The sequence below is a fragment of the Polynucleobacter sp. AP-RePozz3-80-G7 genome (assembly GCF_018882145.1).
Lineage (GTDB): Bacteria > Pseudomonadota > Gammaproteobacteria > Burkholderiales > Burkholderiaceae > Polynucleobacter.
In genome coordinates this window covers 208,479-224,543 of sequence record NZ_JACVPC010000003.1, presented here as the reverse complement: position 1 = coordinate 224,543, position 16,065 = coordinate 208,479, and the positions used below count along the sequence as shown (strand labels likewise).

General features: G+C 44.3%; 13 protein-coding genes and 1 tRNA gene. 3 read left to right on the top strand and 11 right to left on the bottom strand.

Features of this window, described 5'->3' with window-relative positions:
• Position 1: 1 nt before the first annotated feature.
• From bcsA to ICE90_RS08230, 5 genes are read right to left on the bottom strand one after another with little or no spacing between them, the layout of a single operon-like run.
• Positions 2 to 2,728 carry a UDP-forming cellulose synthase catalytic subunit gene (gene bcsA, locus ICE90_RS08250; RefSeq protein WP_216191929.1) on the bottom strand — a complete coding sequence of 909 codons (2,727 nt, stop codon included), beginning with the start codon at positions 2,726 to 2,728 and terminating at the stop codon, positions 2 to 4.
• A 5-nt stretch (positions 2,729 to 2,733) separates the two neighbouring features.
• Positions 2,734 to 3,426 carry a hypothetical protein gene (locus tag ICE90_RS08245; protein WP_216191927.1) on the bottom strand — a complete coding sequence of 231 codons (693 nt, stop codon included), beginning with the start codon at positions 3,424 to 3,426 and terminating at the stop codon, positions 2,734 to 2,736.
• Positions 3,426 to 3,770, bottom strand: a complete 345-nt coding sequence (locus ICE90_RS08240; RefSeq protein WP_215320065.1) for a diacylglycerol kinase — start codon at positions 3,768 to 3,770, stop codon at positions 3,426 to 3,428. The genes ICE90_RS08245 and ICE90_RS08240 overlap by 1 nt, the downstream gene beginning before the upstream one ends.
• Before the next feature lie 40 nt (positions 3,771 to 3,810).
• Complete coding sequence (locus ICE90_RS08235; RefSeq protein WP_216191924.1) at positions 3,811 to 4,644, bottom strand: GGDEF domain-containing protein; 834 nt, start codon at positions 4,642 to 4,644, stop codon at positions 3,811 to 3,813.
• A gap of 2 nt (positions 4,645 to 4,646) precedes the next feature.
• Positions 4,647 to 5,876 (bottom strand): HD domain-containing phosphohydrolase, encoded by a 1,230-nt coding sequence (locus ICE90_RS08230; protein WP_216191923.1) that lies wholly within the window; start codon positions 5,874 to 5,876, stop codon positions 4,647 to 4,649.
• A 90-nt stretch (positions 5,877 to 5,966) separates the two neighbouring features.
• Between ICE90_RS08230 and ICE90_RS08225 the strand changes: the two genes are divergently transcribed.
• Positions 5,967 to 6,458 carry a hypothetical protein gene (locus ICE90_RS08225; protein WP_216191922.1) on the top strand — a complete coding sequence of 164 codons (492 nt, stop codon included), beginning with the start codon at positions 5,967 to 5,969 and terminating at the stop codon, positions 6,456 to 6,458.
• Positions 6,459 to 6,899: 441 nt separating this feature from the next.
• Here ICE90_RS08225 and ICE90_RS08220 read toward each other — a convergent pair whose 3' ends face one another.
• On the bottom strand, positions 6,900 to 9,746 hold the full coding sequence (locus ICE90_RS08220; protein WP_216191921.1) for an S-layer family protein: 2,847 nt from the start codon (positions 9,744 to 9,746) through the stop codon (positions 6,900 to 6,902).
• 109 nt (positions 9,747 to 9,855) lie between these two features.
• Between ICE90_RS08220 and ICE90_RS08215 the strand changes: the two genes are divergently transcribed.
• Positions 9,856 to 10,857 (top strand): helix-turn-helix transcriptional regulator, encoded by a 1,002-nt coding sequence (locus tag ICE90_RS08215; RefSeq protein WP_215319806.1) that lies wholly within the window; start codon positions 9,856 to 9,858, stop codon positions 10,855 to 10,857.
• 483 nt (positions 10,858 to 11,340) lie between these two features.
• Here the strand turns inward: ICE90_RS08215 and ICE90_RS08210 are convergent.
• The 4 genes from ICE90_RS08210 to ICE90_RS08195 all read right to left on the bottom strand — a co-directional run bounded on the left by ICE90_RS08210 (position 11,341) and on the right by ICE90_RS08195 (position 13,325).
• Positions 11,341 to 11,416, bottom strand: a tRNA-His gene (locus ICE90_RS08210).
• Between the two features lie 67 nt (positions 11,417 to 11,483).
• Positions 11,484 to 12,566, bottom strand: a complete 1,083-nt coding sequence (dusA, locus tag ICE90_RS08205; RefSeq protein ID WP_216191920.1) for a tRNA dihydrouridine(20/20a) synthase DusA — start codon at positions 12,564 to 12,566, stop codon at positions 11,484 to 11,486.
• Between the two features lie 89 nt (positions 12,567 to 12,655).
• Positions 12,656 to 12,916 carry a hypothetical protein gene (locus tag ICE90_RS08200; protein WP_215361276.1) on the bottom strand — a complete coding sequence of 87 codons (261 nt, stop codon included), beginning with the start codon at positions 12,914 to 12,916 and terminating at the stop codon, positions 12,656 to 12,658.
• 25 nt (positions 12,917 to 12,941) lie between these two features.
• On the bottom strand, positions 12,942 to 13,325 hold the full coding sequence (locus tag ICE90_RS08195; RefSeq protein WP_216191919.1) for a translational machinery protein: 384 nt from the start codon (positions 13,323 to 13,325) through the stop codon (positions 12,942 to 12,944).
• Between the two features lie 168 nt (positions 13,326 to 13,493).
• Between ICE90_RS08195 and ICE90_RS08190 the strand changes: the two genes are divergently transcribed.
• Positions 13,494 to 15,128 (top strand): FMN-binding glutamate synthase family protein, encoded by a 1,635-nt coding sequence (locus tag ICE90_RS08190; RefSeq protein ID WP_216191917.1) that lies wholly within the window; start codon positions 13,494 to 13,496, stop codon positions 15,126 to 15,128.
• Here the strand turns inward: ICE90_RS08190 and ICE90_RS08185 are convergent.
• Complete coding sequence (locus ICE90_RS08185; RefSeq protein ID WP_216191916.1) at positions 15,117 to 16,019, bottom strand: pseudouridine synthase; 903 nt, start codon at positions 16,017 to 16,019, stop codon at positions 15,117 to 15,119. The genes ICE90_RS08190 and ICE90_RS08185 overlap by 12 nt on opposite strands.
• Between the last annotated feature and the right edge of the window lie 46 nt (positions 16,020 to 16,065).

The window sequence follows — 16,065 nt, the reverse complement described above, 5'->3', positions numbered from 1 at the left end:
GTCATTTACCCAAAGGCTTAAAGGAAGTGACACTCTTGCGTTCATCAGATAGCTCGCCGGTGAAAAAGAGATAAGACAAAATTCTTCTTAAATTCTGAATCGCCAAAGAAAATACCATTTTGGATCCTTGGCCATAAACGAAGCTGACGATTTTGAAGAAATTGCTGTTATCGACAATAAATTCAGCGCCCAGGATAACTTCATCGCCTTGTTTAATCACTCGGCGAATCATGCAATCCATGCGTTGCTGGGCTTTTATTACGCCAGATACAGAAACCTCTATTAATTCGTTATCGTCAATTAAGAACGGTAGATTCACCTTGATACCGATACCGGTAAGGGATATATCAAAGGCCCATCCCTCTAACGTGGCATCCAACTTAGGAAAATACACTGTCATCTTTTCCCCGGCCTGTAAACGAGGGAAGGCTCTTGCTTGCTCATGATCGATCAAGCCAATGGTGTAGACCACAAATAAATAGAATAGATAAATAATCCAATTGGTTAAGCCAGTGACCGCGTAAAACCAAACATAGGGATTAAATAGCATGACGATAAAAGTACCTAGACTTTTTGTGATGTATGCAAAATAGCCCGTAGAGTTTTCGCGTACGGCCTTAAGCCCCAACTTCGTTAACAAATACAGCTGAAGTTTTGCATGCTTGAGTTCCGCACTAGCATCCCATATATGCTGCCAACGACCACTATCACCATATACAAAAGCAATAGCGCCAGGACTTCCAATTTGCTCTTCTACAAACTGTGTGCCACAAAAATAATGGTCGGCCTCTTTTTGCATACGAACTACTTTTGCCCTAAATGTATAGTGATTTCCATAACTATCATTCACGGCCAATTGAATAGATTCGCCAACTTTCAGGTCCGTATTGAATGGGAGAACGAACCCAATGCCGCTTACCGAAACATCCTCCAAATTTGCCTCAATGCAAGGTAGGCCATTGCCACGAAGTACTGTGACCGTTCCACCACCGCCAATTCGGTAATAAGCTCTGACTTGACGCTTTTCCCAAAAGGCACCTAGAGACATTAAGCCCAACCAAATATTGATGCAACACCATATTGCGGTAATAACGATGTTGTCATGCCAAATCGGCTCGTAATGCCAGCGAATAATCGCAATAGCGATAGAAACCGCGTTGATGGTTACCAGAATAAATAATGGGAAGGCATCCCAGCTGAGCTGCTCTTTTTCTAAAGTAAGACCTTTTGGCGTTACCAGAAACTTTTGCTTCCAGGGATTTAGGAGAACTGGCATAAGCTCTCGAATCATCCTAAAACCTTTCACAGTTTCATAAATTTCCGAGAAGAAAAGTTGACGCGAACCAGCAAAGAAGTATGAGATCACCACCAAAATACTCAACGCATAAGGAACCGTGAAATCTACCATCTCGTGCCAATTGGCTGAATACACATTCAGCCCTAGGATTAAAAATGCTGATGGCGCCAAGAAAAAAATATAGCGAGCAAATCCAAAAAGCCAAGAGTATGACGAAGAAAAATAAGCCAGGCGTTGGGGCAGACTCAGCCCACGCATAAACAAGGGGTTGTAATGCATCAAGATCTGGAGCATCCCCTTAGCCCAACGAGAATGCTGGGTTAGATAGTCAGATGGAGTTTCTGGGGAAAGGCCGCAGACCATGGGCTTATTAATATAGCTGCTGTTATAGCCATGCGCATGGAGAATCAGTGAAGTCTCACAATCTTCCGTAATCGTTTTAATCGCAATACCGCCTACTTCCATGAGGTACTGACGGCGCAGAACTGCTGCGGAGCCACAGAAAAAGGCCGAATTCCAAAAATTCATCGCGGGTTGAATCTTGCGATAAAACATCTCACTCTCATCCGGGCGATTAGAAACACCAGTAATCACGTTATTGACTGGAGTTTCATTGATGAAGAAATGCGGGGTCTGCACCAAGAACATTTTGGGATCGCTTAAAAACTGCCCCACTGTGTTGTGCAATATATCTTTGGTTGGTATTTGATCGCAATCCAAAATTAAAATGAGATCACCTTTGCTATGCTGCAAAGCATGATTGATATTACCGGCCTTAGCTTTTTGATTGGTATCGCGGCTGATGTATTGCACACCCAGCTCTTTGGCGAGTCTTCTCAAGCTGTAATGGCGCCTCCAGGCTTGATGACCCGTTTCCTTGCTGCGACGCTTGGCATGGGTCCCGCCGTCGTCCAGGATGTAAATATTGAGCTTTTCTTTAGGGTATTGAATCTGAGTCGCAGCCGTCACCGTCATGCGAACAATAGTTTCAGACTCATCGTAAGTAGGAATAAAGATGTCTACAGAGGGATAAGAGGACTCGTCATTAGATAAGGGAATAATTTCACTAGACATTGGCGAGAAGTTCACAAACATGTCTAGCAGAAATAAGGTGAAGCCATACAGCTCTGCCAGGAATAACAGGGCGGTGCCGATAAAGTCAAAGAAACCGTTATAAATTAAGGTGTCAAAAATACGCCATGCCATATAACGGCAACTAACAAAGAGCGCTAGAACAATGAATACAGAACGCCAAGGTTGATTACGGAAATACCTCACCTTCGACATTAGGAAGATGATGAAAAAAGAGCCCCAACCTAAATAGAGCTGGCCGCCAAGATTGAGTAATTCCTCGGCGAAGTAAATCATGAGACCAACACCAAAGGCAAACATGCATAAGCTTGCAGTGATTCTAAAATGACGATCGCGCATAAACATTAGCGATTTACCACTGCAATAAACCAGACCCAAAGTGCTTCCCAGCCTACAGTAAGTAAAAGAACTCCAAAGAACATTAGCAAAACTCCGGCAGCCAATTTCAAACCAAAGGAGCGAATTGGCTGAAGCTCCAAATCAATGCCATTAGGATCCTTATGGAGCCTTCCTGGATCAACTTCTGTTGGATTCCAAAAGACTTCATAGGCATTAAGGGCTCTATCCTCACCCGTTCTCAGTAACTGCCTTGTAAAGCGACATAGAAGTAAGTCTGGGTTTTTCAATGAATCATGCGCACCCTCAGATAGGTAAAGCTCTCCAGGGCCAGCAGCCTCAGCCATGAACGAGGCTAGTTGGATCGAGCGCTCCTCTTCCCTGAGCCCAGTAAATGGATTAATCAGAGCAACAACCCCAATCGAAGCTAAACATATAGGGTCTGAATGATTTTTTGCATTCAATGCATCCGCCTCTATTTGAATAGCCATAGCCGCTTGAGCTGCGAAACTGATTTGCTCAAATGAATAAATGATTTTTCCGCGAGACTCTTCAAATAGTGTGCCACGAAAATCTTTACAAATTCTTGAAATCAAAAGAAGTAGCTTCTCGCGAATGGCTTGATGAGATGATTCATCCGTTGACTCTATATCACTCCTAGGAATGATTTGTATATGAAAGGCACTTAAAAAGTTACTCATCAGAAGAATGGAGATAAGTAGCGAATAAAGATGAGAACAATAGCCAGCACGATAATCATCACTGCTGCCGCTCCAAGATCTTTGATCTTTTTAATCTCAGGGTGCTCTTCCAAGGTAATGAGATCACAGATCTTTTCAATAGCTGTATTAAGAGCTTCAACCGCCAGCAAAACCAGGGATAGAACAGCTATTAATACGGTATATACATTTGGGCGATAACAAAAAAATCCGATAGCAATCACCGCAAGAATTAACTCTCTACGGGCCGCTTTTTGAAGGATGAGCTCTTTAGCACCATCAATTGCATTAATAGTTGCATGAATAATATTTCGCTTTTTTTGCATTACTATCAATTTTATTAGGAATATAAGCTATTTTATTAGCCTATTGAGTCCAAATCTCCGTTCGGTTACGGCCTTTAGACTTAGCCGCATACATGGCTTGGTCAGCCTTGGCATAAAAAGCCCTTAAAACCAGACTGGACTTGGTCTCTCCATCCATTTTGGGGCTGAAACTAGCGGCGCCGATACTGATTGATATAAAGACCTCTTTACCACCCACAAGGGCTGAAGGGGTAGAGAACACCCTTTTACGCAAGCGCTCAGCGACCTCAAAAGCACTCCCAATATCATCCCCTGGCAAAACAACGAAGAATTCCTCGCCCCCTACACGCCCGAAGATATCAACAACACGAAGCTCTTTTTGGCAGTGCTTCACAAGATTTGTCAGAACGATGTCACCTAGCGGATGGCCAAACTCATCATTAATATTTTTAAAGCGATCAATATCGAGCATAAGGAAAGCTACGGGCTCCCCATTACGTAAAGATCTCTCAATCTCCAATTCTGCTTGATGGAAAGTTTCTAATCGACTTAACGCTTGAGTTAATGAATCTGTCTTTGATATGTGATCGAGCAGGAAGTTCTTTTCCTCTAACTCTAAAATAATTTTTTTGATTTGCATCAGCCCCAGAAAAAGCAGTACTGAAATAGAAAAGGCCAAGCCTGCATCCAGGAGATTGTAGTAGCCATCTAAATAAAAATGCAGAAGAGGAGTAATTCGCCTTCCTACCATCAAACCAAAACCGAGGGCTAAGGAGCCGCTAGCAAGACGATACGCCTTTGATTTCAAAAATATCTTGAGCGCAAAAATCGTTGCAAAAACTTGCGCAAGTAATGCCAAATAATATGCGCCGAGTGCAATCACTTTAATCATCATCGTTAATGCGTATCTAATATCTTTTGCAGTTCATTTCCGTTTTCAAGCAACTTGAATGCAGCCTCGACAACTTTCGTATCTAGCTTGATGCCTGCCTCAGCTTGAATTTCATCCATTGCCGAATTTAATCCCTTAGCAGGTCGATAGGGCCTATGGGTTGCCATTGCCTCGATCGTATCGGCTACGGCCAACACCCGTCCCTCCTGGCTGATCTGCTTGTCTTTCAAGCCCATTGGATAACCACTGCCATCTAAACGCTCATGATGTTGACGAACCATATCTGCGATTGGCCAGGGAAATGGAATATCTTTCAGAATTTGATAGCCAGCCTCTACGTGCCCTTGCACCATTTGCATTTCCAGGTCAGTCAATCGTGAGGGCTTGGTCAAAATTTCTGATGGTACTGCCATCTTGCCAATGTCATGCACCATTGCTGCCATATAGATAGCCTGAATACGCTCATTGTCCCAACCTAATTGACGGCCAATAGCCATCGCAATACTGGCTACCCTCTTTTGATGACCGGCAGTATAGGGATCGCGCCACTCCATGGTTTTGGACATAGCCTCAATAGTTGCGCGTAATGCAGTTGCCAGGCGTTCTTGCATTAGTTCTTTTTCATGAATTTGGTCATCCAACTTATGTTGACGTTCAATGGAGCGCAGTCCAAATCCAATTTCTTTGGCAAGACTTTCAAATAACTGAACTTCAGAAGATCCAAATGTATTCGGAACTTTCGAATACACCATCAGAACACCAAAGGGCATCCCAGTAATACCATCAGGAATTGGACAACCGATTGCCGAACGAATGCCAAACTCTTTGGCACGCTCGCGCCAAGCAACAAATCCAGGATCGATTTCATCATCGATAACTACGCTCGTTTTATTACTCCGAATGCAACTACCTGCAGGTCCGCGTCCAGTTACTTCAGCATTGGACCAGCTCACCACAATATCTTTAATATAGCCAGAGGCAACCCCAGCAACTCCAACTACTTTGACGGTCTTGAAGGCATCGCCCTGAGCTTGCCCTACCCAAGCCAGAACGTATGGACCTTGTGCAGCAATCGCCTGACAAACTTCTTGAATCAATAACTCAGTTGAATTAGCACGTGCTAGCGCAGCAGCTGCTTCCGAAAGTGCAGACAAAGCCCAGCCTCGCTTTTCTAACTCGTCACGAATGGCTAAATCAGAAGATAAGTTATGCTGATTTATAGGCTTTGTTTTCATGTTTTTATTATGGCTCTAAATCGCCCTAAAAGGCTTGCAATTGCCAATAAATAGGCAGAGTATGAAAACGTAAACTACTAACAAGGGAATATGAAAGAAGATATTGAAAAAATCTATGCAAAGCTGATCGGTCTAGAAACTGAGGTGAGCAACCTACGTCAGGGATACATTACCGTCAATGCTCGCTATGCTGATGCGATAGATACCCTCAAGGCTTTGACCTCGAGCGCGCTTGAAGCCGCTAAGAGAGCCGCTATATCCGCTGAAAAAGCCTCCCTCTCCGCCAAGAATTGCGCAACCGCGGCCAAGCTAGCCGCATCAGAAGCAGTAGTAGATGCCGCAGAGGCGGCTGCTGATGCCGCTGCCGCCTCCGCCGAAGCTGCCATTGAGGCTGCCGCTGCCGCCTCCGCTGCTGCCGCAGCTGCTGCTGCCGCTGTTGCTCATCAAGCCGAGGAGTCCTCAATCCTTGCCTCAGCTGAAGCTGCTGAAGCCACTAAGCGCGCAGCCATGGCCGCCGCCGAAGCTGTAAAAATGTCTAACCTTGCCGCTGAATCGGCTAGATCGGCCAGAAGTAAGAGATAAGAGCAAAAGAGATATGGGTGGCGAAAAGTAAAAAAGCTCCCATTGAGGAGCTTTTTTACTTTAATACTGTGGGGCGAACGACGGGGCTCGAACCCGCGACAACCAGAATCACAATCTGGGTATGCAAGTCATATTCTATATGGCTCTACGGGCTTTTTTGGGAATTAATTTGAGGATTAGGCCCCTTATAGAGCAAGGGTCCTACGTCGGCCGTTCCCAAAAAATAAGCAGCTATTGAGAACTTCTATCCTGCAGTAAGGTGGCTGGTTTACAACTGTCACTAGAGCCTGTTTGACTATATTACTCGGAAGGTAGCTATAAGGTGTAGAGCGGTCATTCACATTACTTAACCGCCGCTGGCAGAGTCCGACCCAAAGCAGACTTTCGCAAACAACAAAAAACCCGCCAAAGCGGGTCTTCTGCAAGGCTGGATAGCGTTACTCATAGGCCGACCGTATATGTTGCCATCACAGTAGTTGTTTGAACGGCTTGGAATGGCTCCTGACGATAGATGCCAGTAACCCCTACTCGCTGATTCTTTTCAACATCGTAGTACGCGCCAATAGTGGCTGTTGGTCTAGTCTTAACCGGATTGGCATTGAAGTTTATTGGTGTCAGGCCAGTCAATCCAGTGGCTGAATATGTGCCGTTCGCCGTGTTGGTATCAGTCTCAACACCAGCACTTGCAAATAACGTTGCCTTCGGAATAAACCTGTAGCTTGCTCCTAACCCTGCTAATGCAGTTGTAGCATTCGTATTGAGGGCCGAGTATGTAAGTGGTGCCGTAACTGTTGCGCTAGTACCTTCGGTGTAGCCACCCATATTGTTTTGGGTATAACGAATACCAATGTATGGAGAAACAATCACTGCTGGTAGCGCCGCAAAACCATACTTAGCCGTCACTTGGGCGCCCTGGCTATTGAGCTGCGAGGATCCTGATCCAGCCTCAGATGTACCTACCACTTGACGATTGATGGTCGTATTCTTTTGACCATAAGCTGCAGATACTTTGACTTCTGTACCAGTGCCATCAACACGCTCATTCCAAGCACCAAACAGGCCAATTAGCGGCGTGTTATTGCCGAGGTTAACCGTTGACCCAGCATTGTTTACCGATAGGTTTTGATCAACGTACGCACCGATACGATAGTTCCGATGTGGGCGATAAGCTGCAATCAATAAACCGCTAGTGCTATTCAGTCCGTTTGCTGCTGATACTGCCGTATTACGACCGCCCACTGAGATACAAACCCCGTTAGCGCCAAACTCATTACAGTCGTAAGAGAAGCTATTTGCTAGAACAGAGTTTTGCAGTGTGTAGATGTTTTGTAATGCTGATGCGGTGTTTACTAAAGATTGCTGCGTGTCAGCTACGTTAGGAGTGAATATCAAATACACATCATTGGCATCGTAGGCTAATCCGTAACCCAACCTTGTGTAAGAAGACAGGTTGGTTGTTAGATTGCCAAATGAACCTGTGACACCGCCATTAGCAGTTAGTAAGGTGTACTTACCCGGAGCATAAGATCCAGAGCTAGCAGTTAGAGATAATCCGCCAGCTAATGACGCTACGCCATTTACGTTTAATTTTGGTGAATTACTTGGCACTATGCCCATCGACAAAGTACCAGTAGCACCTTGGGTGTAACTAGCAACACTCACGTTGCCAGTCTTACCAGCGATGTTAAAGGTGCCGTTATTGGTAACACCACTCGATTGAGAAACTGAGCCAGCGCCTGACAGCGCCAAAGTGGCACCATTATTAATTGTGGTTGATCCGGTATAAGTGTTTTCACCAGAGAACGTTACGGAGCCGCCGCTACCACTATTGGTGATAGTAATCGAACCTGGAGAGCCAGCAGAGGCATTTGAAATCACGCCAGTAAAGTTTGATGCGACACTATTTTGATCGATCACGCCATTATTGCCATTAACAGTAAAGTTATTTGCAATATTGCCAGTCGAAGAGACTTGCAATGTGCCGCCATCAAAGACAGGATTGACTGTCGTGCCAAGATTGGAAGACTGATAGATAGTTCCAGCCCCAGTAATATTGGTTGTAACTGGTGGCGGAGGTGCGAGTGCAGCAACAACCAAATTCCAAGTTGTAGAGTTCGCGCCAGCGATTAACTCCCACTTGTACGAGCTATTGAAGTTAGTCCAAGTGTTAAAAATGGAAGAATAATTACTGATTCCTAAACTTGATATACCCGACAAAATCCCTAAGTAGGTATTGGCCATCAATGTAGACGAGGATGCAACGCCAAAAATAGTGCTTCCATTGATGCTCTGAAAATCAGCAGTACCGAAGCTAGATGCACTATTCACAATAATGTTGTAGCGAGATGGCATATTAACTCCCGGGACACTATTCACAAAAACCAGTCCAGATTGTGCGTTGTTGACAGTGCCAATACTGCCTGCGCCGGAATTTAAGATTCCGCCATTAATAGTGCCGGTATTATTAAGTGTCGTAATTATTCCGGTATTCTCAATACCGTAGCCATTGGCACCAGAAATTGATGCGCCACTAGAGTTATTAATCGACGTTATAGATCCTGCATTTTTTATACCACTTGCATTAACACCAACGATATTTCCAAGATTAGAAATAGTTGTTATTACCCCGCCAGTCTGATTGTTGATTGCATTATTTGCGCCAGAAATATTCCCCGTTGAATTATTTGAAATGATGCCAATACTTCCCGCGTCATTCACTATCGCGCCGTCTCCCAGTCCAAAAATAGCATCCGTTTGAGAAATTGTTCCATAGTTATTGATAGTGCCAATACTTCCACCACTGTTATAGAGACCTCTAAAGTAAGTACCAGAGATTGCTCCGTAATTATTTAAGTTCGTAATCGTACTGCCTGAATACAAAACTATTGCCTGACTGTCGCCCGAGATTGTGGCGCTTGCATTGGTAGCCGAACCATTCGCCAACGTGCCAATATTTGCCATACTTAGATTATTAACGTTGATGCCATAGTTCCCTGAAATACTTCCAAGATTGGTAAGGGCATCTAAGTGAGTAGCCGTATTGAAATTAATGCCGTTATCTCCCGATGCAAACGGGGTCACAGCTACGCCCGCATTTACTGTCAAACTTACAGCGCCTGTCGTCACCGTACAAGTAGTAGCGTTTGATGCAATAGTCCAATTATTTTGGGGTGATTCAGTTCCGCAACTTTGTGCAGATAGGTTGGATGAGAAAACAAACGCTCCAGCAGCAATTATTATTAATGCCTTAAATTTCACAGTAGTAACCTCTAATTTATTTAGGCTCAACTGTAGAGAAAATCACTTTTTTCTGTTTTATTTTTTACATGAATTGTGCCCAAAATTACATGTAATCCTGCTATTTACCTTGGGTATTTGTTGTGTGTAATATCTACTCATGCCTACATCTACAGAATTCGTCAATTTCAATTGGTTACTAGAGGACTCCGAGCCAACATCGGAAACCTTGAACAATCAAGATATTCCTTGGACTGAGGCCCCAATACCAAAGCAAATTGGGGTAGGCGGATATGAAGGCTTGTTTCTAACCAATGATATTGTGATTTATCACTCCAACTTTCAATTTAATCCGAAAGTTAGCGGACAGTTGGTGCCTTTGGCTGCTGTAACAACTAAATTCAAAGAGTCAACACTAATGATCCAAACCCTTGCCAAGGGAAGAGTCATTCACAAAGATAAGTTATCTACTAATGATTTGATTTTTGGCGAAGGGGTTGACCTATTTCGCCTCTGCAAAGAGATCTCTGTTACCCCAGTAATGGACACCTCCACTGAAATCGATATGATCTTGGTGATGATTGGCAAGGCATCTCTCACAACACTCATCGGAGAAGATTTAGCAAGCCAGCTCCTTAAGAACCTGAAGTTGCTGCCTTCACCGAAGGTTGTGGTCAAGCAAATCCCCAGCTATGTCAACCACGCTCTTCAGACATGCTTAAAAAATGAATACTCCCCAACCCTCAGGAAGGTGTCTGCTCAGTCCAAAGTGTTAGAGTTTTTATCTGAACTAACAAAATACTTGTGCGAAAACCCCGATAAAAAAGACCTGACAAGTAGGCAAGCTAAAAAGCGTTTAAAAGATATCAAGCAATACCTTATGGAACTAGAGGGCAAGCTGCCCACCCTGAATTCTCTAGCAGCTCAGTTTGATAGATCTCCTCGCTTGCTAAATGATGAGTTTCAACAAGAGTACGGAGAATCCATCTTTAACTTTGTAGTCAATCACAGACTCAACACAGCACATAAAGCAATTGCCCAATCCAATGTTGCACTTAAGCATTTGGCTAAGAGGCTGGGCTATGCCCATGTCAATCATTTCAGTGCTGCATTTAAGAAGAAGTTTGGGTATGCACCTGGAGGCTTGAGAAAGTATAAGTGACGCCTATTGGCCGTTCTCTGCCTCTCGAGTGCCTAAAAATACTCTATTAGAGTGTCCGCAGATCATCTAATAACAGCCACTTAAACCCTATTACCTCCACTTAAATTTATAACAGATTAACGGCGGTAAATAGAGTCTCTTTAGAAGAGTTGTTCCCAATTTGGGAATTTTTTTCAGCCTCATAAAACACGGCAGTAGACAGCAGAGCTATATTCCATATAGATTAAATGACTAGGCCTAAACCCGCGACAACCAGATGAACATTCTATATAGAACATCAAAAAGACAGATGGGCCTGCGGTAGTTTTTGGGGATCTTAAAACCATTAACCTATATAGATCAAGGCTTTGCGGGGATATACTCTCACCAATTTCAGGGATCAAGAATCAGTGATTTAGGGGGAAGAAACGACAAGAAATTCCCAAATTTCACACTAAAAGCTGTTGATTTTGACAGTAACGGACAGGAAGTCCTTATGCTATATGGGGCGAACGACGGGGCTCGAACCCGCGACAACCAGAATCACAATCTGGGACTCTACCAACTGAGCTACGTCCGCCACTGAAGACCTAGATTATAGCTTTTTGCTCAAAATACTGTCAAAAACACCCTTTTAAGGCCCGCTATTAGGCGCTTTCGAACTCAAAGGCCGCCCAATCCCCAAGACATAAGCTCGCATCGATAAAGAAATCCAAGATGGCGGCCTTGCTCTGAACTTTGGCCAAGGCGTGATGATCTGAGAGACGTTGACGCCAATACCGTGATCCCGCCCGGCCATGAGCCAAGCCGAGGATATGTCTTGTAAAAGCCCCAATATAAAAAGGCTTGCCTTTGGCTTGGCATTCATCAAACCAAGCTTGCACTTGTTTAACCAAGGCAATCTGAATGCGGTGCCACTCGGTCTCACTAAAAAGGTATCCAGCAGCATCACCATCGGTATTAATCATGTCATCCCAACCGAGTAACAATGCGGGGAAATGATATGCAGCTCTTCCCACCATGAAACCATCAAAGTCATCCCAGTGGCCAGCAATTTGTTCATTAGTTTCCAAACCACCATTAAGCAATACTTTGAGATTCGGAAATTGCTTCTGCGCATCTACTCTGAGCTTTGCAGCTACTTCATAACGCAACGGTGGTTTGCTGCGATTCTCTTTTGGCGATAAACCTTTAAGCACTGCATTACGTGCATGAATGGTTACCTGACTGGCACCAGCATCGGCAACAGCAAGAATAAAGTTCAGCGCAAATTGGTAATCAGCTTCAGAATTTGCGGCATCCATCGAGTCCAAGCCCAGACGATGCTTTACGGAGATCGGAATATCAACCGCTCCCCTCATAGAGCGCACACAGTCTGCAACTAAATTAGGCTCAGCCATTAAGCAGGCGCCAAAGGCACCACGTTGCACGCGCTCTGAGGGGCAACCGCAATTGAGATCGATTTCATCGTAACCCCACTGTTGAGCTAGTTCGGCAGACCTTGCTAAGTCGCCGGGCTCTGAGCCGCCTAATTGCAAAACAACAGGATGTTGCTCTTGTGAATAATCTAAATGACGTGGCACATCCCCATGCATGAGCGCACCAGAAGTGACCATCTCTGTATAAAGAATAGCCTCTTTAGTGAGCGTGCGATGAAACGAACGGCAATGGCGGTCCGTCCACTCCATCATGGGGGCGACTGCTAAGCGTTTCTTTGGAGTATTGGTCATGAACTTCGATTAAATGGCGATTGACCGCCATTTTAAATGCATAAGGGCAACCGAAGCTGCCCTTACTGAAGATGCACTTGATAGTTAGCTTATTTAGATAGCTTCGCCTCTAACTCAACCGCAAGATCCAAGGCACCCATGTAACCGGACTTCAGATGATTCGGTAGATCGGGGTCACCAACCATAGCGCCCAAGGTCTCTACAAGGCTAAAAACTAAACCTTTAGCAGCGCCCGCGGCAATCGTATTGTTTGCTACTGCTTGATCAATATGATTTACCGCATCCAGAAAATAATCATGCCCTGGGAGGCCATCTGGCCCTAAAGCTTCTTTGTTTAATTCTTTAGTCATTTGTGTCGTCCTATGAAGTCTTTATTTATAGCATTTGATCCACTTTATAGAAAAACTTGCGTGCATAGGCAAGAATTTCTCTATCAGTAGGATGATCAACCGTTTCTACGCCAACAATCTTTTCTGCAATATTGGCATCATGTTTGTGCGCGTGTTTGATGAGCTCTAATTTTGCAGATCCAGGCCCAAGAATCAAGATTTCTTTGGACTCATTCACGGCATTGATAACTGAATGTAAATATTTTGAATCTAAAGCGACTTTACCGCTACCGACTTCATTGGCTTTGTGATGCAGATGAGTGTGGGTACTTTTACTGCGAATCACTTCGGCTTCGCTAGCCTCTTCGCTCAAGAACATTACGTGAGCTTCTTTATGGTCGATCCAAATTACTGCGTGATTTAATGACATATTCTTCCTATGATTAGTATTAACTACCCCTTCAGAATACTCCAGCAATGCTTAAGGATTACTGAAAAATCACTGTGGAAGCGCTATTAGGTTTGATTTATGTCAAATTGTTTGTATTAGTATTAAATTCGTATACTCAGACCATCCACATTTAAGCTCGTTACGGCCATGTCCCCCAATAAATACCTACCCATACGATATATTCCATTTTCTCTATGCATCCTGGGGGCCATTGCCAGTTTTACCTCTTTACAGCTGCATCCACAGGCTTGGAATTTCTTCCTACTATTTGGCTTTTTGTCATTTGTAGGCATGTATGACATCACGCAAACCAAAATAGCCATTCTTCGAAACTACCCCGTTATTGGACATTTGCGTTTCATGCTTGAATTTATCCGCCCAGAAATTCGCCAGTACTTTATCGAGGGCGACAATGATGAAACCCCTTTTTCAAAAGAACAGCGCACATTAGTCTATTCACGCGCTAAAGCTGTACCGGATCAAATTCCTTTTGGCACCACTCTGGATGTCATGGCCCCTGGCTACCAATGGATTAATCAATCATTAGCCCCCACCCGCCTGCCTAGCCATGATTTCCGAGTCGAGATTGGCGGCAAAGATTGCAAACAAAAATATTCAGCCAGCATCTTTAATATCTCAGCCATGAGCTTTGGGTCCCTTAGTGCTAACGCTATTTTGGCTTTAAATCTTGGTGCCAAAAAGGGTGGCTTTGCTCATGACACTGGCGAAGGCTCGATCTCTCAATACCACCGCATATATGGTGGCGATCTCATTTGGGAAATTGGCTCTGGTTACTTTGGCTGCCGCAATACCGACGGTAGTTTTAATGAGAAAAAATATGAGGAGAATGCTTTAGATCCTCAGGTCAAGATGATCGAGATTAAATTGAGCCAAGGCGCCAAGCCTGGTCATGGCGGCATCTTGCCGGGCTCTAAGGTGACGGCTGAAATAGCTGCAGCACGTGGCGTCAAGGAAGGGGAAGCCTGCATCTCCCCTGCTTCGCATAGCGCTTTCTCGACACCGCTTGAGCTGATTCATTTTGTGAAGAAGTTGCGTGATCTATCTGGCGGTAAGCCGGTTGGCTTTAAGTTCTGCGTTGGCCATCCATGGGAATGGTTTGGCATTGTCAAAGCCATGCTAGAGACTGGCATTCATCCGGACTTCATCGTAGTGGATGGCTCTGAAGGCGGGACAGGTGCATCGCCAGTGGAATTTACTAATCACGTGGGCACACCACTACAAGAAGGCCTGCGCCTGGTTCATAACACCCTTGTGGGTGTAAACCTAAGAAATCAAATCAAAATTGGTTGTGCCGGAAAGATCATTAGCGCCTTTGATATGGCTGTAGCTTTTGCTTTAGGTGCCGATTGGTGTAATAGTGCGCGTGGCTTTATGTTCTCCATTGGCTGTATTCAGGCGCAGGTTTGCAATACGGGCAACTGCCCTACTGGCGTCACTACACAGAATCCATTGCGCCAGAAAGCATTGGTAGTGCCGAATAAAGCTGAGCGCGTGTACAACTTCCACAATGAAACCCTGAAGACCTTAAAAGAGCTGGTAGAGGCTGCTGGATTACATCACCCCGGTGAAATTGATGCCCCTCACATCATCCGACGCATTAATAAGCATGAAGTACGTCTTTTATCCTTCTTACTCCCTGAAATGCCCGCTGGACTGTTACTAAAGGCAGAACATATAGATCCGAGCCTGAATTTGCCAAGAGTATTTGAGCTGTATTGGAATCGCTCCCAAGCCGAAAGCTTTGCTGCATTAAAAATTTAATTGTTGAAGGCTTTTAAATGATCTTAACTCCCCAGTTATTGGGTCTAGGAATTCAATCCCATATGCCAGTAACTGTAGTGACCTTGAAAAATCCAAGTCATATTCTTGATAAGGCGTAAGAATGGGATAGATCTGATCATGCTTCATGGGGATATTGAGGGCATTGAGATGGCAACGTAGTTGATGCTTTTTTCCGCTACCAGGAGTCAGCCGATATTTAGCCCATGGCTTATTTGATTTTATAATTTCAATCAAGGTATCCGAGTTTGGCTCACCCTCAACTTCTTGCATCTGCAGAAAATGTTCTGATTCCTGAATTCGACTTTGATAAGTCATTGGAAGTTGTTTCTCCAATTCTTCAGAGTATGGTGCTATCGCCTCATAGACTTTTTTGACCGCTCTATCCCTGAATAAATTTTGGTATTGAGCTCGCTCATTTAGATTAACTGAAAAGATAACTAGCCCTGCTGTATCACGATCAATTCGATGAATGGGGCTGAGCGTTTGTATGCCTGTTTTTTTCTTGAGTCGATTTAATAAGGTTTGATGCAGGTAAAGTCCGCTTGGCGTTACTGGCAAGAAATGCGGTTTATCTGCAACCAGAATATGCTCATCTTGATAGAGAATCTGCTCTTCAAATGGAATCTCTGGCTCGCGAGTCAGCCTCCTGAAGTACATCAGATGAGTATTCGGTTGATATGGATCAGCCACATTAAGAGGCTGTCCTTCCATATTTAGAATAAGGCCCTCATTAAAACGAAGCTCCCACTCAGTAGCTTGTATATGGGGAAATTGCGCTATGAAAAAGGCCAGCAAATTCAGATGGGTTTGATTTGCAGGCAAATACACCCGCGATGCTGAGACTCCTTCTGAATTAACTTGTGTGCTCATAGTACCCCATAGTTTGGAGCTCTATTTTATGCTTTTGCCAGAGCGT